Origin of the sequence: Pedobacter jeongneungensis, assembly GCF_039538295.1 — a bacterium.
GTDB lineage: Bacteria > Bacteroidota > Bacteroidia > Sphingobacteriales > Sphingobacteriaceae > Pedobacter > Pedobacter jeongneungensis.
Window position 1 is genome coordinate 377383 of sequence record NZ_BAABBY010000004.1, and the last position, 25679, is coordinate 403061.

Sequence of the window (25679 nt, forward strand, 5' to 3'; positions counted from 1 at the left end):
TCTTTTTTTTATTCGATACAAAACTTCGGATGAAGAGACCGGGCTATATTGGCGGCAAATGGAAACCGATAGTACTGAGCCGGATATTGACCGGGGTAAAGGTTCGTTTCGGAAAGCTGGCTGTTCATCAATATATTATTTATTTGCAGCAGTGGATACGAAAATGCTTGGCGGGAATATCTTTCTTAAAAAAAATAAAAACCGAGCAACGTTTTTGATGGTTGTTTTAATAAATGATTACCTATGAACATTGGCATAATTGCACATCTTAAACATCCTATCAAAAAACCCTTCATGGGCGGCCTCGAAGCTTTTACCTATGAAATTACCCGCCGGCTGATAGACAAAGGCCATCAGGTAACACTATATGCAAGCGAACAATCTGACCCGGGGCTTAATGTCCACGTAATTCTAAGTGATATAGATTACGACCGGGAAACCTTTAGCAGGTTCCGCTCACATGAACTGAGCGAAGATTTTATCTCTACACACCATGCCTACCTGGAGCTCATGCAGGATATTGATGGCAAGGGGCACGATGTGCTGTTCAATAACAGCCTGAACTATGTTCCGGTAACAATGGCTACACTAATCGGAACACCAATGGTAACCGTTCTGCATACCCCTCCGATCTTTGAGATGAAAAGGGCAATGTCACATGAACGCAAAAGTGGCAAAATTCGGTACGTTAGTGTTTCAAATTCCAATGCAGTTGCCTGGCAGCCTTACCTTAACTCCTGCGAAGTTGTAACCAACGGTGTTGATATGGATGCCTGGAAATACATCGGGCAGCCATCTGGGAGGTATGTTATCTGGTTCGGGCGTATCCATCCTGACAAAGGTACCCATCTGGCCATACAGGCAGCGAGAATTGCAGGTTTCAGGATCAAAATTGCCGGCAGCATTGCAGATCATCACTATTTTCAGACCTATGTTGAACCTCTGCTGGAGGGTGATGTCGATCTTTTGGGAAACTGTCAGCATGAAGAGCTGAATGACTTGATCGGCAATGCATTATGTTCTGTTATCACCCCCTGTTGGGAAGAACCCTTCGGTTTGGTAGTCGCCGAAAGCCTGGCCTGCGGAACCCCGGTTGCCGGAATAGCAAAAGGTGCGCTTCCTTACATTATCAACAGCAAAACCGGATGCCTTACCAGTAGCTGCAACCCCGCAGAACTGGCAGATTGTATTACTGGTGCGATAAAGCTAAACAGGGAAGATTGCAGGCAACATGCCGAGAAAACACTCAATATCAAACGCATGGCAGATGCATATGAGCGGATATTGATGGATACTATTGAACAGCCCGGAAATGTCCCAGCCTTATAATATAGCTTTTTATGTCCATCATCACGGATCAGGACACATCATGCGCACCCTGGCCATAGCAAAGTCGTTGTCGGATACTTCCATTACCCTCATCGGAAGTAACCTGGGATCTTATACCCAAATAATCCCAGAGGATTACAGCATAATCACCCTGCCGATGGATACCCCTGAAAAGGCTGACCTTTACTTTAGCGACAGGAAACCAAATGGCATTCATTATTCTCCTTTAAATATTGAGGGACAACGCAAAAGGGTGGAAGTAATGACCCGATTTTTTGTTTCAGCATTTCCTTTACTACTGGTAGTGGATGTATCTGCTGAGGCTGCAATGCTCGCCAGCCTGTGCGGGATCCCTTATATCGCTGTTAAACAACATGGCAAACGTGATGACCTTCCACATCTGCACGCCTATGGTAATGCATCAGGAATACTGGCTCCCTATCCGGAAATAATGAAGAGCAATGATCCTGACTGGGTTTTAGAAAAAACTTTTCACGCTGGTGGCATTGCCCGCTTTGAGCCTCAAAAAGACCATTGCGACCGCGAAGGGAAAAAAGTCGCGGTTATTATCGGGAAGGGCGGTACGAGCCTCACTGCGCAGGTTATCGCACATCTGGCAGAACAATGCCCGCAATGGCATTTTCAGGTACTTGGAGAAACTGGTACTATGGTTAGCAACTATCCGAACATCAGCTTTATGGGCAACCTCTCCAAACCCGGACTTATAATGGAAAACTGCAATATCATCATCGGCAATGCAGGGCACAATACGGTAATGGAGGTAGCAGCACTGGGCAAAAGATTTATTGTGGTACCCGAAGAACGCCCTTTTGATGAGCAGGTGGAAAAAGCCCGCATTTTAGCAGCACTAAACCTAGCATCCATAGTACATCCCGAAGAGCTGTTTGAGGTACGCTGGAACACACTTCTTGAGAATATTTTAGCACAGGAACCCGACTGGACAGGGATAGTGTCAGACACTGCCACAGCTAAAGCCGCAGATTACCTGAAAAAGATCTATGATAACAATTTCAGCAGGTCAACTACGTTTTAAAACCGCAGAAATTTCATCCTTGCCTGGTAACCTCAAAATCTGCAGTTGTCCTCCCTGCCAGGCCGTATAACCCATTGCGCAGAATTTCTCCAGCCAGCCTTCCATGGGCCATACCCCCCATTTCTCATTAAAAATGGCTGCATTTTTAACAATTGCCTCAAGGTGATTGATCGGAGGGTCATAACTTTGATGGTATTGGTGGTAGGCCATAGCATCAATGGTAACAAGGTCTACCCCTTTCTGCCTGGCTGAAAAACTGAAATCGGTATCCTCTGCCCCATATCCGCAGAAAGTTTCATCGAAGCCGCCGATTTGTGCATAGACTGACTTTGAACAGCCAAAATTTAAAGACCAGAACAAATGATACGGGTATTGGTCTACGCTCGCTCTTACAGGGTCGGCAGTACCAGACAGGGCCATTAACTGCAATAAATCGGGCTTATCCATAACCCAATGCGGGAGATAGCTCACCCTTCCAGAATAAAGACAGTTCTTTTGATAAAGTGCTTCTTGATAAACCTCCAAAAAATCCTCCGCCGGGATACAGTCTGCGTCAAGGAATACCAGCTGATCAGATAAAGCTTTTTGCGCTGCACAATTACGCGCATGGGCTAATGGCAACGCTTCGACAGAAGAAAGCACATATTCCCTGACCGGGAAAGGATAGCCTGATAAACCATAAATCTGTTCATTCATGTGGATAATCACCACTTCAGAAGGAAACCTGTTGCCTTTACACAATCCGGCCAACATATTAATTATAGCAGGTTTCCGATTCTTTACCAGGGTGAGAAGGGATATGTTCATAATCAGCTAACCGTTAAATGAAAAGATTGTTTGGCTACCGTGCACATCTAAGCCTTTTTCCGCGGTAATGCCGGGCCATCAACGTCCGGGGTTGGCTAGGTGGAGGTGCTTCATTACTATTGAAGATGAATCGGGCGTAGCAATCTGGTGGTTTTTCAGCAGCTTTTTAACAATATAGAAAAGAAATTTTAGTTATAAGGCTACTGATGTAAAAGCTTAACTGTTCCATTACCGGTTCACCTCTTCCCAGCCAAATGTTTCTCTCTTATCTACCAGCGGACTGGCTTCCAGCAAAAAGTCATCAGAAAAATCATGGTTAAACACTTGAAATTTTACTGCCCACTCATCTTTAAGCAAGCCTGGTACAAACCTTGAAAATATCCGCTCAAAACTTTTAAAGCTGATTCCCTCTTTGCAGATAACCAAATATGCTTCATCAGATTTTAATACGACTTTTTCGACCAGGTTTGGCCAACGCGAACAGATTTGCTCAGGCAGGCTATTGAAATATTGATTATTAATGTGACATATAAGACCGTTAAAAAGTTCTGTCCTGAGTTCATCGCCGCTCAGTTGCCTCCAGGTGCCCTGTAGCTTTTCCAAACTACCGAGCAGTTCTCCATCCAGCACAATCCTCCAGGGCTCTCCTGATCCAAACTGGATTAGCTGATAAACCTCCACTGCCCCATTTTCCCCATCAAAAAAATATTCCAGCTCAATCATAATAAGGATGTTGTATCAATTTCAAAAATCAAAGGTAATCATTTTTACTAAATAAATTAGCATTTTCAGCATTAACTCATGATATACATGATGCCAAAGGCGCTTTAAAAACCCATTCAGTTTCCCTCATAAATAGCGATTTCAACCTTAGTTCCACACCTAACCGGCGGCTTAAAGGGTATAGCAGCTTAAAATTGGAAAATCCAGTTCTCAACAATGAAACTCAGTAAACTTATTAGTGGCTTATTTTTTACTAATCTGTTTCCGATGGGTCTGTCCCCATTCCGAAAGCACGGTGATTATAGGCTGCACAGACATGCCATAATCGGTTAGGGAGTAGCTCACAGTGATGGGCCGGTTACTGATTACGCTCCTGCTGATAAGCAGGTTGGTCTCCATCTCTTTGAGCTCCCTGCTGAGTACCTTTCCAGAAATACCTTTCACATCGCGCATAATATCTGAATACCTTCTTGGGCCAAACAATAAACAGGTGATAATGGTGATCTTCCATTTGCCATTTAACACATCAATCGCATCATGTACAGCCATAATGGCCATTTTACAATCGTGGCTTGGTTCTTTCGTAATCTTCTTCATGGTTACCTGTTTGTCACCGTTACTTTTTGTCATATAGTGACAAAAATAAACTAATTATTGCAATTTTGCTGCACAGATTAAAAACGACAATAATGAATACAATAGAAAGCTTAAAGTGGCGCTATGCCACCAAAAAATTCAGAGACCGCAAGGTTCCGGCTGAAGCCATAGACAAAATCCTGGAATCTATCAATCTATCTGCATCGTCCACCGGATTGCAGCCTTACCGGATTATAGTAGTTGAAAATCCTTCCCTTAAGGATGCCCTGGCTGAGGGATCCTTTAATACGCAAATTGCTACATGTTCCCACCTGCTTGTTTTTGCTGCATTTACAAAAATCACGATTGAACAGCTCGATGCTTATATGCAGCAGATTGCATTGCAAAGAGAAATTCCAGTGGAAGCCCTTGCGGAATTCAAGACCGCACTCATTGGCGGGATTCTTTCCAGACGGGATGAGGAAAATGCGGCCTGGGCAGCAAGACAGGCTTACATCGCCTTGGGGACAGCGTTAATCTCCGCAGCAGAGCTGAAGATTGATTCTACACCAATGGAAGGGTTTGATGCAGAAAAATTTGATTCATTGCTTAACCTGAAGTCTCAAGGGCTGACCAGTGTAGTTACCTTAGCACTTGGATACCGGGATGAGGAACACGATGTCTATGCTGCCTTAAAAAAGGTGAGATTGCCGATAAACGAACTGGTTAGTTTTGTTAAATAGCGCACTTCGCCCAAAAAAAACCAAATCCGGCTTTAGTTAATGATATCGAGTATTAAAAAGTCAAATTTAATTCAGATGTCTTCACTTTTGCTTTAGATCTAAGATTTCACTTAGCAATAGAAAAATTAAAACATAGGTTGGGTATTCGCCACAACCTATGTTTTCACCAAACTAAAATCAGCTTATAGAGAATCTCATTAAAGCTGGTTATGACCGGTCCTCACCGGGTATTTTTTCCGCTTATGATAAGCGGAAATATTTTAATCATCGAATGTGATTTTACCTGCTATCACTTTCAGTTTTATATAGAAGTTCCGGAAACACAAAGAGCAGTAGTTAATTCCCACTTATATCTGGCAACAAGAGCGGTTCATAAATTAGCCGGCCAAAACTGATCCGGCTAATCCGTCTTATTTTCTTTCGTTAAATACGCCTAGTTCAGCAATCGCTGGTGGGCTGTCGAAGTCGGTAATGGTTACTTTTATTTTTTCGCACCAGATGCGTCCGAACCTAAAAATATTCACCCTTTTCTCACCCTCATGTTTTGCAGTTAAAGCATTCCATTTACCATTCGCATAGTATTGTAAGCTGTATGTGGCTTTTTTGTTATTTCCTGCCGTTAGCACCACCATATTACAAGGAACAGCTTTTTCGAAGTTTAACTCATACCATGGCGATTTTACAGTAGGATTAGACGACCAGCTGGAACCAAAATCATCATCATTGGCAAAATCCATGATATTCATATCATCACTCCAGCTACTGTTGCTTTTTACATGCTTGGCGATGTTACTCGAAATAATTGGTGCAGCGTAAGCCGGAATACGTGGAAGATTTGCAGGTTTTTTATAGATCTTCCCCATTTCTTTAAGTGCTGCTAACGCGTTATCATCAATCAGGCCATTTTTGCCCGGTGCCACATTCAATATAAAATTGCAGTAGGCACTATTATAAGGAATGATGAACTTATTCACCAATTCGGGTACATTTTTTACAGGTGTAGTAGGGAAAGACGTTTTCCAGAACCAGTTGGCCTGCAAAGGCAAACAGGCAAGCGCCGGAAGTTTGTTGTTTTCTTTAGAAATAAACTGGCCGGCGCCTTGTTCATATGATTTGATGTCGGTATAAAAAAGTGCTTGTGTAGGGTATTTGGCCGCATTCAGATCCATTACCAAACAGTTAGGCTGTAATGATTTGATTAAATAGTAAATATCTTCAAAAGGTACCTGATCGTAAGAAATCCTAGACCATGGTGCATCCCATCCATCAATAATCAGGGCGGTGATTTCGCCATAATTGGTGAGGAGCTCAGTAATCTGATCTTTGATCATTTTAACATTCGCCGGGGTAATCTGGTTCGGGCGGATGCCGTGATGGGTATCTAATATAGAATAATACAACATGACTTTTAATCCGTTTTTACGGAAGGCATCTGCATATTCCTTTACCACATCGCGTTTCAGCGGGGTATTCATTACATTATAGGCTGTGGTTTTGGTGTTCCAGATCGGAAATCCACTGTGGTGTTTCGTGGTCAAACAGCCATAAGTCATATTTGCAGATTTTGCAGCTTTCGCCCATTGATCAGCATCGAGTTTAGGCGACTGGAAAAGGGAAAGATCGGCATCAGGATCAGACCAGTCCTGATCCATAAAAGTAGGCATCCCATAGTGGATAAACATGCCCAATCCAAGGTCAACAAAATCTTGCTGAAGTTCAGGTAAAGGTTTATTGGCCGATTTCTGCTGGGCCATTGCCGGGTAAATGAATGTCGATCCCGAAACGATAAGTAATAATGATAAAATCCTTTTAAAGGTCATTTCTCTTTTTTTTGGTTTTTGTATTTGTGTTAGCTGTATTTAAAAATGAATTGATGTACAGATATTTAGCTATTCCAATTGATCGGCTAAAATCTGGTTAATGAATACGATCACGCTTTCATTATCCAAAGCTACGCTTCACACCAACGAAATTTGTCGAACGAAACCGTAACAGAAACCTAACGAAAGCTTAACGTTATGGTATTTATGGAATAATACGTCTATTTTTAAGGGATAAAATGAAAGATCGTATATATAAGTCCGTTGTGCTGGTCAGTTTTCTGATTTTACTCCTGGTACAGCTCAGATTAACCTATAATTCGTATGTGCTCAGAGACAGGGATTATAGTTTAAAGGAAAAAACACTGATCAACGATGAATATGGACGCAGTATATCAGAAGATAAAGTGTACAGTGGCGGTGGAAAAATCATCGATTCGATCCTCTCCAGTAATATGCCGGCGCTTAAACAGGCTTACCTGAGCAACCGGAAAGAATTTGTTAGATTGTCGGAAAGGGTGAGCGACACTCTGTTAAAAGATCTCCAAAAGAAAAGCACCATGGACAGTGTTTTCCGGTCGATTGTAAAAAGAAATGGTTTGGATAGCAATTTGCAGTACCTCCTCACTTTCCAGCAGATCGAAATCAACTTTGATACCAAAATCGGGAATATCACTATATTCGATAACCATAGTCATACCGGTTTTAAATCTAACCAAATAACCCCTTACGGTGTGATTATTGATGGTACCCTTGCCGATCCAAGCCTTCAGAACCGTGTAACCAATCTTTCGGTTAGTGGCAAACTGGTTTACGATTATAGAATTACCTTCAATCTTTTTGTTGATCCTCCCGGACGTACCTTGAAAGTGGCCTATCAAATGCTGCCAACATTTTCGCTGGTTGCGCTGTGCATTATCATTATCGTGGGCATTAATTATTATACCTACATCAGCTGGATGCGACAGAAAAAGGAAACGGATGTTAAATCTGACTTCCTGAATAGCATCAAACACGAATTTAACACCCCCATTACCACCATATTGGTGGCCAGTAAAAGCCTGCATGAGGAGGAGGTACTTAATGACAGGATGCGTGTAAATGCACTCGTCAACATTGTAGAACGACAGGCCCGAAGACTTCATTCCCATATTAACCAGATGCTGGAGATTTCTGAAATCAATAACAACATCAATTTAGAGGAAACCGACCTCAATTATGAAGTGCTTACCCTGGTTAACGATTATAAAATAAAACTTCAGGCACCCGACAGCCTTACCTTTGATCCTCATGGTTCGGAAATCCTGATCATGATGGATCCTTTTGTATTTACTACCATGTTGCAAAATATGCTGGATAACGCCTTTAAACATAACCATAGCGATGTAAAAATGACCGTGCTTTTTATTACAGCACATAATAGCGGTTACATCCTCCACATTAAAGACAATGGAAAGGGAATTGATGATACCGTAAAAGAAAAAATATTTGATAAATTCTTCCGTGCGGGCAAGGATAGTACCATTTCGGGCCTGGGACTTGGGCTTTATTATGTTAAACAATGCCTGGATATTCACGGCTGGGAAATCAGCGTGAGAACAGAACCGGGAAAAGGAACCGAATTTCTGGTACATATCCCTTCAGGGCAAACAGTGAACAGTGCAAATCATTAATCTACAGCATTATGCTTTATGATATCGTAATCATTGAAGATGAACTCGACCTGGGCAACGTCATTTCAGAATACCTGAAATTGAGGGGCTTTAGCGTATTGTGGTTTAAAACGGCCACAGAGGCACTGGATTATTATGGCGCAAACCAACTCGATAACAAACTGGTTATTGTTGATGTACAGCTGCCAGACAGGAATGGTTTCGAGCTGGCTGCGGAAATGGTAAAAATAAACGCAAACCAGCCATTTTTCTTTCTTACCGCACACAATGAAAAACAGGACCGGCTTCGGGGCCTTAAGCTTGGTGCGATAGATTATATATCCAAACCATTCGAAATCGAAGAACTGGTTTTACGGATCGGGAATATCATTAATAAGTTTTCCGGTAAACCCAAAATGGAATCACTTCCGAAGCCAGACCATATCTCTATTGGCGACATCAGTTATCAAAAAGACCAGTTATTGGTGCTAATGCCCGAGGGTAAAGAAATTTCGCTCACGGTACGGGAATCGGAAGTGTTAGACTGTTTGGCTGGCAATATCAATCAGGTGGTTAAAAAGAAAGATATTCTTTTAGCGCTTTGGGGAAACGACGATTATTTCAACGGAAAAAGCCTTGAAGTTTTTATTTCAAGGCTTCGCAGGCTTTTTAAAGCCTCTGAGCGGGTAAGTATCGAAAATGTTTATGGTTTGGGCTATATTTTAAAGGTAAAATAAGTAGTAATTATTAAACAGGCATTAATGGTCAGTTTGCACATGATCCTGATCGATATAATCCTGTAAAGAGGCCACTTACTTATTTTCTACTCTGCTGTGCGCAAAAACATCCAAGGTCCTGAAGCATAAAAACGATTGTAAATTTCTGTAAAGGCCAGTTCATCACCTTTAGTTAACAAAAATGCCAATTCGCTGTCAGAATATGAACTGTAAATACACATAGAGATAACACAAAGATAATATAAATACAATCGGTTTCATTGACATAATTGGCTATAGGTAAATACACTATAGCAATATCAATAAAAATCCTCTACATTATTTTCTTTGAAATCCTGCGGGCTGCGGCAAGAATAATTTCAGCTAGTCATCAGCACCGGAATAATTAGGATCGCCTGATTTGAGTACCAATATTGCTGAAATTGAAATAACCTGTAACGCCCCTCAATTTTATACCGGGCAGATATTATTTTGAATTTATTCGGTTCAAACTTTTCAATGAACTTCTAAAGATCTACTGGGAATTGTTTTTTCTTGCTCATATATATGATCCATTTTACAGCCTGATTGTTTTATTTTATACAACTTAAGCCCATAAACTGATCTGTTTTATTTTTTTTAAACTTTTATGTTCAATATTTTTTGATCAGCAAGTGTTTTTCAGCAAATTTGATAAATCGTTTTACTAATTAAATAATGGTTGATTATCAATACCAGAAACCATCAGGCTTAACCTGTCCTGCGAAAATCCCGATCATGAAAAAATACATTTACATTTTAATCTGCCTAATTTTTACACTTGCATTTGACCGCAATTTTGGGTTTGCACAGATCAATAAAAAACCTGTAGACTACGTTAATCCCTACATTGGCAACATCAGCCATTTGCTGGTGCCAACCTACCCCACCGTTCACCTGCCAAACAGTTTGCTGAGGGTTTACCCGGAGCGTGATAATTTTACGGCAAATACCATAAGCGGCCTGCCTGTGGTGGTTACCAGTCACCGCGGAAGTTCGGCTTTTAACCTCAGTCCTTTTCAGGGCGACCTGAAGAAAATAAAAAGTACCCTACGTTATGGCTACGACAATGAAGTGGTTAAACCCTATTATTATGAGGTAGACCTGGATGATTATGGTATAAACGTGCAGTTTGCCCCGTCGCACCAATCGGGCATTTATGCGCTAAATTTTTCAGCTACAAACCTTCCTGCCTATCTTGTTATAAATACCGGTGATGGAGAGCTCAAAGCAGATCGGAATGTGGTAAGTGGATTTCAGAAACTGGATAATAACACCAAAGTGTACCTCTACCTGGAAACTGACCTTGCACCAACCGGATCGGGCACCCATAAGGGTGATAAAATTGATTTTAAGGAGCAATATACCAATGGACGCAATGCTTATCTGGTTTTAAAATATCCTGAAAAAACCAAACAGATCAAAGCCCGCTACGGGATATCTTTCATCAGTGTAGAACAGGCCAAAAAGAATCTTAGCCGGGAAATTAAAGATTATAACCTTGATCAGGTAGCGCAAACGGGAAAAAACATCTGGAATGCAACGCTCGGAAAAATTGCGGTGGAGGGAACAGATGAAACGGCCAAGACCATTTTTTACACCTCGCTATACCGCACCTACGAACGTATGATCTGTTTATCTGAAGATGGAAAATATTTTAGTGCATTTGATGGAAAGGTGCATGATGATAGCGGTGTGCCGTTTTTTACTGACGACTGGATTTGGGACACCTACAGGGCAACACATCCGCTGCGCGTGATTATCGAACCAAAAATGGAAGGCGATATGATTAATTCTTACCTCCGCATGGCGCAACAGATGGACGATCACTGGATGCCAACTTTCCCCGAAGTTACCGGAGACAGCCGCAGGATGAACAGTAACCATGGAGTTGCAACCATCATTGACGCCTATAATAAAGGGCTGCGAACTTTTAACCTGGCGGATGCTTATCAATATTGTAAAGCAGGTATTACCGAAAAAACCCTTTCACCATGGTCATCAAAAAAAGCCGGGGTACTGGATCAGTTTTTTAAAGATAAGGGATATTTTCCCGCCCTGCCTGCAGGCGAAAAAGAAACCGCACCCGAAGTACATGGCTTTGAAAAGCGGCAGCCTATAGCGGTAACATTGGGTACAGTGTACGATGAATGGTGTTTGGGTAATATTGCAAAGCAACTGGGAAAAACCGGGGATGCAGATTATTTTTTAGATAAAAGCAAGAGTTATCATACTGTTTTTAACCCCGATACCCGTTTTTTTCATCCAAAAGATGCAAATGGTAAATTTATTGAAAATTTAGATTACCGGTTTTCAGGCGGACTTGGTGCCCGTGAAACTTACGATGAAAACAACGGCTGGCTTTACCGCTGGGATGTGCTGCACAACCTGGGTGATTTGGTAGAAATGATGGGAGGCAAACAGGCTTTTGTTGATGAACTGGAAAAAATGTATAATACCCCGCTCGGAAAAAGCAGATTCGATTTTTATTATCAGCTACCAGATCATACGGGTAATGTTGGTCAGTTTTCTATGGGAAATGAACCGGCAATGCATATTCCGTACCTGTACAATTATGCGGGCCAGCCCTGGCGCACACAAAAAAGAGTACGCAGTTTATTAACCCAGTGGTTCCGGAATGATTTAATGGGCATTCCCGGAGATGAAGATGGTGGTGGCTTAACCTCTTTCGTCGTATTTTCTCAAATGGGTTTTTATCCCATCACACCTGGCCTGCCAATGTATGTAATCGGGAGTCCAGCATTTGCCAAGGTAAAACTCGATCTGGGCAATGGTAAAAAATTCGAAGTGGCCTGTGCAAATTATTCTCCGGAAAACAAATACATTCAGTCGGCAAAATTAAATGGAGTGGTATGGAACAAATCCTGGTTTAGCCATGCAGATTTAATAAAAGGTGGAAAACTGGAACTGGTAATGGGAAAACGCCCTAATAAACTTTGGGCCTCTGATGACAGCGCTATTCCCCCTTCATTTAACATGCCCGCAAAATAGGTTGTTCATTTGAAAGGCTTCGTTTTCTGAGCAATACTTAAACTGACACAAATGAAAAGCTTAAGGTATAACATGCTTACTGCGAAATTCATCGAAAAGATCGTAGAACATCGTTTCAGTATTAATAAATTCATGAAAGCCAAGTAGCCTTGCTTTGGTTCCATCAGCAAAAAAGTCATAATCCCAGGAGAACACAAAATCACCGAATGCCCAGCCCGAAAGCTGATCATAACTATGTTTTTCTAAGTTATATTTTTGCTGAACTGTTTGCCAAAAACCGGATTTGTCTGCCATAACGCTTTGCAATGGCATTTGCAGTGGTGGTGCAACTTCCATTTTAAAATAGGCTGCTATCTTCGGCCACATTTCATTCCACCGGAACAAATCGCCATTGGTTATATTAAAAGCCTGGTTTGCACACTCAGGCGATGTTGCTGCCCAAACAGTAGCCTTTGCCAGTAAGCCGGCATCCGTAATTTCCAACAGCGTATCGTATGCTCCGGCTTTGCCCGGAAAACGTAAGGGCAATCCAAGTTCTTTAGATATCGAAGCATACATTGCAATAACAAGCGCAAGGTTCATAGGATTGCCTATAGCTGTTCCCCCGACAACAGATGGTCTGATAGCAGACCAAGTCCACGGTTTGCCTATTTGTTTTTTTTCAAGATATTGCTGCTGGTCCACATTAAATTCCGGGGGCATGTGACCTGCATCACTTTCTTTTGCGGGTGTTTTAAATGGTCCTAAATGCGCACCATAAACTTTATATCCCTGCATCAGGCTAATGTGCCGAAGTCCCGCTGCCACAGGTTCGATAGCTTCTAAAACATTAACAAGCATGGCCAGGTTAGGCGGCACTAACTCCGCCCATGTTGGCCTGTCCTGATAAGCAGCATAAAAAATATGGGTTATGTCTTTCAGACCAGATAATTTGGAGTGGCAACTGTCAATATCCAATAAATCTACCGAAATATGCTTAAGATTAGTGGCATCAATACCACCTTTTCGCGAAAGCCCGGTTACATTCCAGTTACCAAGCGACAGTAAATGATTGATAAGGTTAGTTCCTATAACTCCGTTTGCACCTACTACGAGTGCCTTATATGTGGTATTCATTTTTTATTTTTATTTAGTACACTAATAGTTTTTAATCAATAAGCAGCATTTTTGCTTTAACAGGAAGAACGCAGTATTAATGAATTTTTTGAAGCATTGCTCTTCCAGAGGAGCGCGATATTGGCTTTCCACTGGCCTCAAATTGTAGGGAGACAGAGATGGCTGAGCATGCATTACCAGGCCAAAATTTGGTATTGTCTGATCATCTTTATATGGTTTAATGCCCTTAGACAATCCTGAAAAAGGATTCAAAGCCATTGCCACGCCTGCTAAAGAATCTGTTGCTATAAATTTTCTCCTATTCATGCTTTTAATTGTTAATACTATGCAAAATTGGGATAAACTAAGGCTAAGAATTGGTAAAAATCCGATACAATTTTGTATCTTTCCGTTATGAAGCGTTACCGTCAATTCCAACCAATAGCGATTTCTGACTTTGAAACAGACCGTTGGGAACACCCTGCGCATAATCACAACCATTACGAACTTATATACATTAAGAAAGGCAACGGCAAGCATTATATTCACGATTGTGCAAATGACTACAGCCAAGGAACGCTCTATCTTTTAGGCCCCGAGGATGACCATTATTTTGAAATAGAAAAATGTACAAGATTTGTTTATATAAAATTTACTGACCCCTATATATACGCCGCTTCAATTGGCAGTGCTTCCCATTTGCAAAATCTGGAATATCTTATTAAAAGCAGGGATACTCATTTATCTGGATTTGCTTTAAAACCTGGGGATCTGCATACGGTAGATAAAATTATTGATGTTATCGTGTCGCTAAAGGATGAGATTTTTAGCAATGAAGAACTGCTTTGGCTTCAAATATTATCTATTGCGTCTATAATGCAGCGCAATATGCCTGAGCTTAAAAACACAGGTGGGCAGAGTAAGGATATGCAGGCCATGTTCTGCTATATACATAAGTATATTTATACACCCGACAAACTAAAAGCGACCTTAATGGCTGCTCATTTTAATATCTCAACTGATTATATAGGTCCGTACTTTAAAAGGAATGCCGGTATAACGTTAAGGGATTATATTAAATTATACCGAAAAAGTGTTGTGGAGCAACGAATGGCGAGCGGTCGTTACAGCCTAAAAGAGATCGCTGCTGAATTTGGGCTGACAGACGAAAGTCATGTTGCTAAAGTTCTCAAATAGAATGGATGCCGTTTAATTCTATATCAGCTAAACAGGCTAATAAATCTATCTATGTTATTATACGTATTATCAGCGAATAACAATAATTCTTATATTATTTTTGATTTAAGTGTCTGGGGGGTTACTCTTATAATTCTTTTTACCAGGTATGGTAAATTCCCTTGTGAATTTGCCCTCACGAGCAACAAAAACGCGAAAAATAGTATCAAACCTCCAAGAGATTGGAAGAAAACATCGACACAATTCATTAAAAATTAATTAATTAATTAACTGTCTTTACTTTTCGAAAATTGTGGTAAGTTTAGGGGATTACTTGCCGATACAGAAAATAGAAATAATTGATAATCAGTAATTTAAACCAAAAAAGTATCAAACAAAAACAGGGTGATTTTCTTGTTGCCGAATTGTACAACAATGGTAAAAATTTCCTTTGAGAAAACAAAATTTAAGGGACAAAAACCTTATCTTTTTTGAAACCATAATTTTTCAGTTACGTTATTGTCCGGTCATAAATTAGGTACTGGGATCAAGAATCCGCCTAAAGGTCAGGTTGATTCTGGCATTCATATGGGTTTTGGATTTGGCGAAATTTATGAACTGTTTTTGGATTATCTGGAGAAGGGGGGATTTGTCAGGGCAGATATGAGCCAGAAAGACCTACAGATGGGTTACACCCGGGCAAGGCGATATGCCAACTATAAAGGAGGCAAAAAATATGATAAGGATAAGGATTACTAGGTTCTGGAACATGGGACGGGAAGTGAGGAAAAGGCAGCCGCCGCACAGGTATTTTATGGCTACTGGAAGAAAGCGGAAGCCCTTGCAGCATATGCAAGGGCTAAAAAGGCTTGGAAACTCAAGTATGGATAGCGAATCAATCCGAATTACACTCCTTCAGCTTCGCCATCAATCTGGTCTGCTTCTTCGCTCAGCGCTATGATTTCATGGAGCATAAAGGCGCCTACGAGAGAGAGTGCATAATCGCGGTCGATCGGAAGTTTATCTATGGTCAAAACGGCCTCACTGAGGTATTTTTCCGGGTTCCATAGCTTGCGCATGAGTTCAGGCTTTTCGACTTCTAACCAGTCCAGATCATATTCAAAAGCGGCGTTGGCAGTTTTGATAAATTCCTGCTGATCAGCTTCGCTCAAAGGCAAGGATGTTATTTGGACGCCGGCTTTCTTTTTCTTTAATCTTTTCTTTGGATTAGGGGCAACCGCTTCATCAGATACGATTTTTATCCCTTTTATGCGGTAGTCGTAGCCATAACTTTGATGGCCTTCCTCGTTGGCATAAACCAGATTAAACACTTCCAGTCTACCTTCGTCAGTGAACTCTATATCGTGCTCATTTTCGATATCCAACAGGTAATATTCCCATTCCTCAATGCAGAGTTTGTGCATGTTGTCAAAGAGGAGTCTGGCGAGTTCGAGTTCCGCTGTGGAAGCATGGATAAGCTCATCCCATTTTTTAAATCCCCCTAGCCTGGTAATGATATGTAGGGCGTTCATTCGGCTGAAAGACTCTTCATTGATGTCGAAGTCGTTCAATAATGCCTCTACATCGAAAAATCTCGGCGAATAATTGTAGGTGTCACATTCCAGCTCGGGATCGAAATAGGGTTTTTGGGTTTTGAAATCTTTGTGCAGGTTTTTTGCCTGGCTTTTGAAATACTCAATAGTTGTCATAAAACATAACCTTTAGGCCTGTCTCATTATCCTGAAAGTTTTTTTTTGCATCCGTAAGCTGGGTCGGATAATAAGCAAGGCGGGTTTGCTTTATTAATTCGTTGGCTGATTATCTCTTTACACGGATGGGCTAGCTTGCCAATAAGCATAAGCGAATATAAGAACTTTTTTTTATTCCAATGCAAATTTTTGACAATTCTGGATTGAACTCCAAAATCGGTTACAAATGTATTTGTTCGTCCTCTGGCACTGTAATGAACTTTTTAGGTCTCATCCCCAGCAGCTCGATGGCTCTCTGGGCGTAGTTGAAGGCTTCGCACCATTTACGGCACTGGATGAGCCGCTTGAGATCAACTTTTCTTTTTTTTAGTTCATCGGCCAGCGCTTTGATGTCGGTCCGGTTGTAATAGTAGCTCCTGCCCTGTTTAAAGTAACTGCTAAAAGCAAACTCTTCGCGGATAAACTCTCCGGCGCCAAAGTAGACTTCCTTAAAGTATCTGCGCAGGTCATGGTCACTTAGCCATTCCTCGCGTTCGCTGAGCAGTTTTGAAAATTCTTTTGCGGTTTTTTCCAGTGCCAATTTAGTGAAGCGCTCTTTTTTTGGCAGGTTCTCACTGCCGCTGATCCTGGCGAGGATGTCCTTTATCGTGCTGATCTCTTTGAGTATTTTATCTGTGGTATCCATGCTTTTTTTTAGCTTAAGCTTCAGGCGAATAGTTTCTACTGCGTCTTTTGACCGGGATTCGCAGGACTTCGGATTCCAGGTACATCGCTTGTTTGCGTCCCTTGATGAGCTGGGGCTTGACAATACCCTCCTGAATCGCGCGCAAAAATACGGCATTGCTCGCACCTGTGATTTTCTGGGCGCCCTGTTTGGTGAGGAGCTGGTCGTGCCGCAGGAGAACTTTTAATTCTTCGCGGATGAGCTCGCGCAGGGTTTTCAGAAAGTCCTCCATGGGGATGGACTGTAATAGGATGGTTTCCATGTTTTTAGTTTAAGCTGGTTTATCTCACCATCAGGCTGAACGGAATGGTTATCGGGCCCATAACGTTATCGCCCTTACTGGCGGTAAAGCTGATCTGGCCGCGGAAAAAAGTCAGGGCAGTTTTGGTGCGGATGCGCTGCTGGAAAACGACATGGTCTTTGAAGTAGTTGACCTGCAGGCCCGTGGTTTCATCGGTACTGTTTAGCGGAAGAGGTTCAGTGGTACTGTCCAGGGCCGATGATCCTGTGGAACTGGGATAGGAAAATTCCAGTTTCATTGGTCCTATATTGTTCTGGGCATAGAGCCGCCATCCGGGCTTGATGTCCGCGGTAATGATGATTAGGGCTTCTTTGAGCGAGATCCGGCTGGAGGAATAGCTGAAGTTTACAGGCTGGTAATCCTGGGCGCTAAGCAAATTGCCAATTAAGCAAAATGTTGATAGAATGAGGTATCGTTTCATTTGGGCTGAGCCGGTACCGACCGACATGAGCAAAGATGAAAAACGCGCAGCACTGAGGGAAACATTGTTTGCTTTTAGACCATAGGGCTAAAAACGTGTAGTCCGGACAAATAATATTGGCCGAGCTTAGTTTTCGGTTTGTACTATATCAACTTCGTTTCAAATTTTATTTTTTTTGGCTTCGCCATGGGGGTTATTGGAACTTTAAAGCCTCTAATCTAAATGTATGCAGATCAATGTTGAAGTGAGCAGACCACTGAAAAGCCTGCAGTCCAATGTACCGCCAAGACAGATTTTTTTTACCCCTAGGGAACTGGAGATCCTGCAGCTGATGGCCGATGGGCTGGATAGCCAGAAGATAGCAGACAGACTTTTTTTGAGCATCAATACCGTGCGTACGCACAGAAAGAACATGCAGGAAAGGCATAAATGCCTCAATGCAGCGGGACTGGTAAGTCTTGCGTTCCGAAAGGGCATTATACAATAAAGATCTTGCTCGAAAAACTGAAATTATCAGTAGCAATCCTTTACGAAGAGTATTTTCATTATTCTATAGTTTATACTAATTTGTGGGCTTAATTGCGCTTTTTATGGAATCTATCTTAATCCCTCAATATTACCAGCGTTACAATACCTTCGATGATCTATCGAAGAATAAGCCAACGGAGATGAATGTTTTTGGTTCCGCAAGGCAACTGGAAGCCAAAGATGTACTCGAGTTTGACCAGCTTTTCATTATCGCTGAACCGGGGTATGGCAAAACCACGCTCCTCACACAGGTCGTTGAACTTCTAGAAAAAGAGCAGCTCTCTTTTTATTATGAGAACGGTATCCGGAACGATCTTGAAAAAAACGAAATGCCGAAGGACCGCGCGTATTTCATATTTGACGCGCTGGATGAAAACAAGGATATCGTAGCGACCTTTCTCAGGGTCTTTTACCATTGTAGGGAGCACGGGATCAAGCTCATCATCACTAACCGTACGCATTATTTACCGCTGATCCAGCATTTGCTAATGGAGGCAAATTTTAGCTTCATCAGGCTGCTGGAGTTTGAGGATTTCCAGATATCAGCGTTCATGGAACTTCGTTTGAAAACATTGGACTTTAGCCGGGAGGATATTGAAAAAATCGTTCAGAACTCCAAGGCTGACAGCAGAAAATCAATATTATCGGTCCCCAGGTACTTAAGTGAATTCTGCAAGTATATCTTGCACCATAAGAAGCAGCCCAGTGAGATTAGTGACCTACGCAAGTCAGAACTTTTTGAAAGGGTCATTTATTATAAACTGGAGTATGAGGATAAAGCTGAAAAATCAAACTCCAACCAAAAGTACCTGACCAAGCGTGTGCTGGAAAGGCTCTCGCTGGTGATGGAGATTCATGGACTTAACCAGATTTCCAAAGAGGATTTTATTACATTGCTTGACCTCACCGATTCTAACATCAGCCTGATTTTTCTTAATTCCATTGATCTGGATGTCTTGCTGGAAAGGGTGATGAAAACAACTGGTGATATGCTGCAGTTTGAAAACTCAGAGTTTCAGGAATATCTGGCCGCAAAGGAACTGACCCGTTTGGGTTACCGGTTTCAGACCATTTATGACCTGATGATCGACCCAGAACTTCAGATCCTGAGGCAGAACTGGATTGATGTGCTAAGCTTCGCGGTGGACATGGAACCCGAATTTGCGCGTCCGATCATAACCTTTATCCAGACCAGGAGACATGAGGGTATTGATGAAAAGTTGATTGCAATTCTAATGAATATTCCGCCCAACCTCTTTGATATCCATTTTCAGGATTTATTTTTCCAGACTGTTTTTGATTATTATGCAGCCAAAGGGAAGATGTTCTACCAGATTTATGACCAGCTATCTAAGTTTATCAGCCGGGACAACACGGCCATCCTTTTGCCGCTGTATGCTGAAAATGACCTTACTGATCCGGTAAGACACATCCAAGCCAATCAGATCCTGTTGATCGAGGCGCTCGCGAAAGCAGGGCGCTTAAATGACGGGGAGGTTGAGTTGTGGGTAGGTTACCTGATCAGACTGGTCCAGAAAGATGAACTGTATTCGATCCATACAACTATATTTTATGCGCTGATTGCCTTAAACCGACCAGAACCCTTACTGAAGCTTATCCATAAGTTTGAAAACAAGGAGGATTATCTGCTCAATAACCTTTTGCATGCGCTGACCAAGATGGCTCCCGATGAACCGAGGCTTATTGCACTCATCAAAAGGATCATTTTACTAGGCAGAAACATCAACAATCTGGACAGCGCAATAAACAACATCACGAGTGCAAAAAATATTATTGCTGTTTTTGATACCCTTGGCAGGGTAAGCGATGGACTTAGGAATGATACTTTCCAGTATGGTCATGGTTTCTATCGGCTCTTTGAAAGCATAGAAGCATTGAATAACAACAAAGTGGACCGTGCTGTGCAGAAGTTTGTGCTGGCCAGTTATGCCCAGGACCGGTACGCGCATTACCTGCCCAAGATCTGTGAGCAATCACTGATCTATCTGATCAAAAAGGACCGGATGGTCCTTAAAAAGATCATGCAGCTAAAAACTTTCCTTTCTTCAGTAGATGAGCTGGTAAGATCACTGGCGATCCATATCGATGTTCCGACCTTTCAGCTGATTGAAGTTTTTCTGATCAAAAACAATGCAGCATGGCGACTGGAGCGGGTGGTGCGGATGGCTCAGAACCAGCTTGAACGGGTAAACGATCATCCCTTATATATCTATCTGGATAAAAAATATATTCAGGTCTGGAGCAAAACAAAAAAACAGTATGTCGGAAAAAAGGAAAAAACCAGTCTGGAGCAGCTCAGGGATTATTATCTGGAGGATAAAAAGTTCTTCAACCCTGCCCTAATCCCCTTTTTGGTCAATAAATTTGATGAGCTCGAAGCCCAGCTCAGTAGCGATGATAGAACGGAACTCATCGAGGTGATTGCCATGATCCTTGAATCCTACAAGCCGGATGTTTTTAAGATCGAAATCCAGCAAGTAAAAGAAAATCAGACCAGTTTTAGCCATAACCAGGATACCTGGTTTCATATCGAACTGTATTTCAAAGCGGCTTACCTATTGGGCGAAAAAAAGCTGATCATTACCTATCGCGAAAAATTGCTCAAGACCCTGCCCAGGATCGATATTTTTGAACACCAGCGTAAGAATATGCTGCAAAACCTGGTTAAAACGATCAGCCCCATTAGCGCTAAGGATGTGAAATTGCTGTATGATTTCTGCATGTCCAGGACAGACGATATGCTGGCTTTAAGTGCCCGCTCACTGGCAGAAGTAGCAAAAACATTTAAATTGGACGCACTCAATCCCGTGCTTTTTAAGCTGGTGCAGGATCCCAAAGTCAAATCCTGGGAAAAGGAAGAGACACTTGCAGCTTTGGGTGAACTGGCCCGGGATAAGCAGGACTTCGCTAATCTTAAGCTATTTTTTGATGCCCCTTCAAGCAGCCTAAAGCTGAAGGATATCGCAAATGCGGCAATGATTACCAGGTTCAAAGACCGGGATTCCATTTTATGGCGTTTCAAGGAACTGCGGGAACGGCTTCGCGAATTTGACACCGATCACAAATATAACGGAGCAAGGGGTGTCAGCAGTTTTGAGAGCGAGATGGACAGACCGGAATTCCCCGTGTGCTTTTATGGCATTGAAGATCCACTGATCTATGCCCAGATGCTTGAGCTTCTGACTTATTCATTTTCGTTGAGAAATAAAAAACTGCATTTCCGTTACAGCGTTTACCTGCAACAGATCATTTATTCTTATTTTAAGACCTTTATCACTGCGCAGGTCATTTCAGATCTCAGAAAAGTTGCAGCTAAATTTCCGGTCACCGAACAGACCTTTTCCTTTAGCCTCCAACTGGACGAACTGATCAAAGACCTGCACCAGAAAAAGAAAAACCCTGAGCCTTTTATTTCGGCCATTCAGGGGCTTAACCACATTCTTTCCAAAGTCTATTTACCAGTCAACAGCCACAGTGAGCTCCGTGAACTGATTCTCAAGGTGATCAACACCGAAATCAAAAACCTGATCGAAAACGAAGGGTTTTACCGGGTTTCCGATCAGCTTAAATCCAGCTCGGCAGTATCTGAGCCCAAACTCGGAGAAGTACTCATCCAGAAAACGTTGAAAATAGCACTGGAAAAAGCGCTGATGGAAAACGGCCTTCGAAAATCTGATATCTACAGGGAAGTGGAAAGCTATGATGGGTTAAAATATGATTATCTGATTTCTTATGGGCTTTATGGCCCCATTATGGTCGAGCTAAAACTGTTGCAAAATCCCGAGATCCAGAATGAAAAGCAGCGCAGGGGATATCGCATCAAGATGACCAAATATCTCAATGCCAATTACAGGCAGGGCATTTATCTGATCTTTCAGACCCATGATAACCCCAAGCAGTTACTCGCCTACGAGAAGCTCCTGACGGAATATAGGGATCTGCCCGCTCTGGATATCCCTTTACTTAAATGTTATCAGGAGCTGGAAAGCAGTGCTCAACCCGTAAAACGCTAAAAGACTGTTAGGAAACAAACACTGGCAAGAAAAACCGCAACTAAATCCGTGAAATAAATTGTAGTTTATTTTGTTAGCCACTTTGGGCAATCGCAAACGAATTTGCAGCAATAACATCACCGTAAATCCGGTCGAGCTTTTTCATCAGGTTGCAGGTGGCAATTACGGCAGCCAGATAGCTGTTGCTTTTCCATTTTTTATTGTAGGACTCATAGCCGCCATGGATCATTTCATTGCGGTCATCCTTGAACCTGCGGACCAAAAACTGCAGCTCAACTTTAATGGAAACGTAAACAGGCTGTTTTTCAAAACCCACCCATGGCGCAATATCCTCAAGGGCCGCATTGGTAATTTTCATCGCGCGGTCCTGTTTGTCTTCATCGGTCAAAGTTGGATCTGCTAGTACCTCAGCTACACGCGCCGAGCGGCTGAGGATTTCCTTTTGAAACTTTTCTGCCACTCTGAGCTTTTCTTTGGCCTGGTCCAGTTGCGGATCGTCAATATGTTTGGCAAGATTGACCGCAGCAAAAAAATCGTATTGGATATCGTTTTTCCAGTCCGGTTTGATGATGAGGGATTCCATGGACTGGTATTTCCTGACAAATTTTGTGGCCTCCTGTTGAGTAACTGCTGGATTCTGGCGGAGGTAAAGCTTAGTGCACATGGCTCGCAGCATGCCCTCGATGACCACCATAAGCAGGATATTGCTGTTTGCAGGCTGCTGCTGCTCAAAGTTGATCACAACGCTATTCAGCAAATCTACATTGTAGTCCATGTAATCTTTTAGGTATGGAAGGACAGTTTCCTTGATAACGGCGATCTTTTCGCCACAATACACCCCAAAGGTTTCGGGATCCCGAATACCCAGGGCAACTTCGTAGTGATCCCCTATTGTGCCGTCTTTAGTCCAATAAAAATCGTTTTCAATGGAATAGTTCAGTGAATATCTGGCGATTTCATAGGGCACCATATTTTCAGTGAAATTTTTGAGCAGCTTAGCACCCATGGATTTCTTTTTGGCCTTTTTGTGGGACATCAGCTCAATCAGGGATTCTTGAACGTGATCCTTGATGGCCTTCTCGCCGAGTTCTTTATTTAGGCCGGCAATAATTTCCTTTAAGTGGGCGATGTTGCTTTCCACCCGCTCCTGCTCCCATTTGGCGGTCAATTTGGTTTTAATGGATATATTTTCCTCGAGAAAACCGTTGGCCATTGCCCTTATTTTCCTGAGCTTGTTTTTCCTTTCGTTGAAGAGTGTTGCATTTAGATCCATAGGAACTAAAATACCAAGTTAAATCCATAGATGAAAACTGGATATGGTATTTGCAGGCTTTTCAGCAGTTTACTGCCCGAAGTGTTTTTTCGGTTGCAAAGTTAAGCGTTACCGTCCTTGACCATTCAAGGGTATATAAACGTCGCTTGCGCTCCGCCCTTGACTGCTTGGACGGTTCCACTTGATTGTTCTGGCATAAAAAAACTAAATCTTAAGGTTATGGAAAATGTCATTGAATTATTTAAAAAAGAGAGCTTGGTGGAGTTTGCCGCCGATTATAATTTTTGCTGGCACGAACGGGAGACTTTTGGGGAGCTGGTGAAGGCCTCGGATGAAAATAACGTGAAGCAACTGGACTGGTTTTTCCAGTTCGGCGATCGTTTAAGGCAGATTCTGTTAAACGTCTATGCCTACCGAAAAGGTCTAGACTTTGGATTTACCGAGATCAGTTTTGATGAGTACGGCTGGTTCAAAAGACCGGTTTTTCTGGAACAGGAAGAACTTAAGTTCGGCATGGCAGACAAAAGCCGCTATGGGAATTACAGTTCGGTCATTCTGGGACATGGGCCCAATGGATTATGGACTTATGGAATGAACATGAGCTATGGAACTGCGGGATCTGCCAGCGGGCTCTCGGTACATGCAAAGATTTTTCCTTCCAGAATAGAGGCTCTAAACCAAGCTTTGGCAATCTTAAGGTCTGCTATGGAAGAAAAGGTGGGTGATCCAGACACCACCAATTACAATCAAAAGGTGATTTCGGCAACCCTGATGTCAATTGATGAATTACGGTTTGCCAAAGTCCAGTTGAGCTTATTTTAAACCTTATCAAGTAAGATGGCTTTTAAAATCTTTACTGATAGTAAGGCTGAGTAAAGAGCAGCTCATTGACTGTACCTTCTCCGATGGCCTGCTTGAGGTCTTTTAATAGTGTTTCGTAATCGATCTGATAGGATTTCTGTTGGATCTTTTCAAGCCAGCTGCGTTTTTCAGTGCTCCAGACTTCGGAAAGAATAGCGGGAACGGACTGTGCAAAAATGGTTTTATTGGGTAAAGGCGTGGATTTATGGTAGATAAAATTTTTGTCCTCTTGCTGCGCCTCTTCTATTTGGAGGCAGAATAGCAGTGCAAAAACGCCGACATTGCCCATTTCGACACGTTTGTTATCCCGCCCGTTAAAATAAACCGAATCCAGAAAGGTCTTCCATTTCATTTCACCGTTTTCGCCGACGCATTTTTCCAGCTTTTTGTTTTTGGTTACCAGTGAAAACTCTTCGGGCAGGGCAATAAAGTAATCACCGAACAGTGAGGACATGAGATTGCGTTTGTAGGCATCCCCGAGCTCCATTTTGAAATTCCCACCCTTCTGGAACTGGATAAAGTCTTCAAGTTTAAAAAGTGTCCAGGTATTGAATTTTTTCATTTTCCAGGCAATGAGCATGGGTACGCCCAGCCGCTCACTGTAGTTCTTAAGCCCGTTATAGTATTTCGGTGTCCAGCTTAACCTGATGTCCTGTGAGGTCTTTACCTCAATGAGGTAATTGGACTTTTCACCGTCTTTTTCATGGAGCACGAGCAAATCCGGTACACGAAGGGTTTCTGTTGTGCTTTCCGGAATCTGGAACTGGTCGAGTTTGTGGATCAGGGTCGTGTTTTTGAGCCAGTTGAGGATGTAGATGAATTCATCTTCATGTGCCAGCCCATTGTTCAGTTCCTGAATGCGCTTAGATACGGCGGCCGGATCGGTCTTGATGCCCAGTTCGTTAAAAATTTTCTGAAGGGCTCTGGCCTGATCGTCTATGGAATTAAAAAGCATATTTTTTTTTGAGTGTTTTTAGATGCCTGAAAATACGATATTTTTTGAGGAACAAAAGCCCTCAGATGCGGGATCTCTGTGGGCAATTCTTGGAGCCTGGGTTTGGTAAAGCTGCCGATAAATTGGAAAAA

General features: G+C 42.3%; 24 protein-coding genes. 12 read left to right on the forward strand and 12 right to left on the reverse strand.

Features of this window, described 5'->3' with window-relative positions; genetic code table 11:
* Positions 1-58: 58 nt before the first annotated feature.
* The 3 genes from ABD769_RS09700 to ABD769_RS09710 are packed head-to-tail and all read left to right on the forward strand — an operon-like array spanning position 59 to position 2383.
* Positions 59-247 (forward strand): hypothetical protein, encoded by a 189-nt coding sequence (locus ABD769_RS09700; protein ID WP_344851234.1) that lies wholly within the window; start codon positions 59-61, stop codon positions 245-247.
* Entirely contained in the window at positions 244-1329 is a 1086-nt protein-coding gene (locus ABD769_RS09705) for a glycosyltransferase family 4 protein (protein WP_344851235.1), read from the forward strand. Before ABD769_RS09700 ends, ABD769_RS09705 begins: the two co-directional genes overlap by 4 nt.
* Positions 1313-2383 carry a glycosyltransferase gene (locus tag ABD769_RS09710; RefSeq protein WP_344851236.1) on the forward strand — a complete coding sequence of 357 codons (1071 nt, stop codon included), beginning with the start codon at positions 1313-1315 and terminating at the stop codon, positions 2381-2383. The genes ABD769_RS09705 and ABD769_RS09710 overlap by 17 nt, the downstream gene beginning before the upstream one ends.
* Here the strand turns inward: ABD769_RS09710 and ABD769_RS09715 are convergent.
* From ABD769_RS09715 to ABD769_RS09725, 3 genes are all read right to left on the reverse strand, one after another.
* Entirely contained in the window at positions 2369-3190 is an 822-nt protein-coding gene (locus ABD769_RS09715) for a glycosyltransferase family 2 protein (RefSeq protein ID WP_344851237.1), read from the reverse strand. The genes ABD769_RS09710 and ABD769_RS09715 overlap by 15 nt on opposite strands.
* Before the next feature lie 228 nt (positions 3191-3418).
* Complete coding sequence (locus tag ABD769_RS09720) at positions 3419-3913, reverse strand: hypothetical protein (RefSeq protein ID WP_344851238.1); 495 nt, start codon at positions 3911-3913, stop codon at positions 3419-3421.
* 243 nt (positions 3914-4156) lie between these two features.
* Positions 4157-4510, reverse strand: coding sequence for a winged helix-turn-helix transcriptional regulator (locus ABD769_RS09725; protein WP_344851239.1), 354 nt, complete (start codon positions 4508-4510; stop codon positions 4157-4159).
* 92 nt (positions 4511-4602) lie between these two features.
* Here ABD769_RS09725 and ABD769_RS09730 point away from each other — a divergent pair, with 92 nt between their 5' ends.
* Positions 4603-5232, forward strand: a complete 630-nt coding sequence (locus ABD769_RS09730) for a nitroreductase family protein (protein ID WP_344851240.1) — start codon at positions 4603-4605, stop codon at positions 5230-5232.
* Positions 5233-5642: 410 nt separating this feature from the next.
* Here ABD769_RS09730 and ABD769_RS09735 read toward each other — a convergent pair whose 3' ends face one another.
* Entirely contained in the window at positions 5643-7052 is a 1410-nt protein-coding gene (locus tag ABD769_RS09735) for an alpha-L-fucosidase (protein ID WP_344851241.1), read from the reverse strand.
* 239 nt (positions 7053-7291) lie between these two features.
* Between ABD769_RS09735 and ABD769_RS09740 the strand changes: the two genes are divergently transcribed.
* From ABD769_RS09740 to ABD769_RS09750, 3 genes are all read left to right on the forward strand, one after another.
* Positions 7292-8725, forward strand: a complete 1434-nt coding sequence (locus ABD769_RS09740) for a sensor histidine kinase (RefSeq protein WP_344851242.1) — start codon at positions 7292-7294, stop codon at positions 8723-8725.
* A gap of 11 nt (positions 8726-8736) precedes the next feature.
* On the forward strand, positions 8737-9441 hold the full coding sequence (locus ABD769_RS09745) for a response regulator transcription factor (RefSeq protein ID WP_344851243.1): 705 nt from the start codon (positions 8737-8739) through the stop codon (positions 9439-9441).
* Between the two features lie 696 nt (positions 9442-10137).
* Positions 10138-12471, forward strand: a complete 2334-nt coding sequence (locus tag ABD769_RS09750; RefSeq protein ID WP_344851244.1) for a GH92 family glycosyl hydrolase — start codon at positions 10138-10140, stop codon at positions 12469-12471.
* A gap of 60 nt (positions 12472-12531) precedes the next feature.
* On the opposite strand, the gene ABD769_RS09755 is transcribed toward ABD769_RS09750, so the two are convergent.
* Positions 12532-13587, reverse strand: coding sequence for an SDR family oxidoreductase (locus ABD769_RS09755; RefSeq protein ID WP_344851245.1), 1056 nt, complete (start codon positions 13585-13587; stop codon positions 12532-12534).
* Positions 13588-13608: 21 nt separating this feature from the next.
* A complete protein-coding gene (locus tag ABD769_RS09760) occupies positions 13609-13893 on the reverse strand; it encodes a hypothetical protein (protein WP_344851246.1) in 285 nt (94 codons plus the stop codon).
* A gap of 87 nt (positions 13894-13980) precedes the next feature.
* Between ABD769_RS09760 and ABD769_RS09765 the strand changes: the two genes are divergently transcribed.
* Both ABD769_RS09765 and ABD769_RS09770 read left to right on the forward strand, forming a co-directional pair.
* Positions 13981-14763 carry an AraC family transcriptional regulator gene (locus tag ABD769_RS09765; RefSeq protein WP_344851247.1) on the forward strand — a complete coding sequence of 261 codons (783 nt, stop codon included), beginning with the start codon at positions 13981-13983 and terminating at the stop codon, positions 14761-14763.
* Between the two features lie 498 nt (positions 14764-15261).
* Entirely contained in the window at positions 15262-15501 is a 240-nt protein-coding gene (locus tag ABD769_RS09770) for a DUF4385 family protein (protein ID WP_344851248.1), read from the forward strand.
* Between the two features lie 146 nt (positions 15502-15647).
* Here ABD769_RS09770 and ABD769_RS09775 read toward each other — a convergent pair whose 3' ends face one another.
* The 4 genes from ABD769_RS09775 to ABD769_RS09790 form a co-directional block, all read right to left on the reverse strand.
* Positions 15648-16451 (reverse strand): hypothetical protein, encoded by an 804-nt coding sequence (locus tag ABD769_RS09775; RefSeq protein ID WP_344851249.1) that lies wholly within the window; start codon positions 16449-16451, stop codon positions 15648-15650.
* Between the two features lie 220 nt (positions 16452-16671).
* Positions 16672-17136 carry a hypothetical protein gene (locus ABD769_RS09780; protein WP_344851250.1) on the reverse strand — a complete coding sequence of 155 codons (465 nt, stop codon included), beginning with the start codon at positions 17134-17136 and terminating at the stop codon, positions 16672-16674.
* 13 nt (positions 17137-17149) lie between these two features.
* Positions 17150-17437, reverse strand: a complete 288-nt coding sequence (locus ABD769_RS09785) for a hypothetical protein (RefSeq protein WP_344851251.1) — start codon at positions 17435-17437, stop codon at positions 17150-17152.
* A 19-nt stretch (positions 17438-17456) separates the two neighbouring features.
* Positions 17457-17897: a hypothetical protein gene (locus tag ABD769_RS09790; protein ID WP_344851252.1), complete on the reverse strand. Its 441-nt coding sequence runs from the start codon at positions 17895-17897 to the stop codon at positions 17457-17459.
* Positions 17898-18123: 226 nt separating this feature from the next.
* On the opposite strand from ABD769_RS09790, the gene ABD769_RS09795 reads away from it, so the two are divergent.
* Both ABD769_RS09795 and ABD769_RS09800 read left to right on the forward strand, forming a co-directional pair.
* Positions 18124-18384, forward strand: a complete 261-nt coding sequence (locus ABD769_RS09795) for a response regulator transcription factor (protein ID WP_344851253.1) — start codon at positions 18124-18126, stop codon at positions 18382-18384.
* Positions 18385-18487: 103 nt separating this feature from the next.
* Positions 18488-22459, forward strand: coding sequence for an NACHT domain-containing protein (locus ABD769_RS09800; RefSeq protein ID WP_344851254.1), 3972 nt, complete (start codon positions 18488-18490; stop codon positions 22457-22459).
* Positions 22460-22532: 73 nt separating this feature from the next.
* On the opposite strand, the gene ABD769_RS09805 is transcribed toward ABD769_RS09800, so the two are convergent.
* Positions 22533-23732: a hypothetical protein gene (locus ABD769_RS09805; RefSeq protein ID WP_344851255.1), complete on the reverse strand. Its 1200-nt coding sequence runs from the start codon at positions 23730-23732 to the stop codon at positions 22533-22535.
* A gap of 219 nt (positions 23733-23951) precedes the next feature.
* Between ABD769_RS09805 and ABD769_RS09810 the strand changes: the two genes are divergently transcribed.
* The gene (locus ABD769_RS09810) at positions 23952-24554 is read left to right on the forward strand and encodes a hypothetical protein (protein ID WP_344851256.1); all 603 of its coding nucleotides are present in this window, start codon (positions 23952-23954) and stop codon (positions 24552-24554) included.
* 31 nt (positions 24555-24585) lie between these two features.
* Here the strand turns inward: ABD769_RS09810 and ABD769_RS09815 are convergent, their stop codons facing one another.
* Positions 24586-25548, reverse strand: a complete 963-nt coding sequence (locus ABD769_RS09815; protein ID WP_344851257.1) for a hypothetical protein — start codon at positions 25546-25548, stop codon at positions 24586-24588.
* Between the last annotated feature and the right edge of the window lie 131 nt (positions 25549-25679).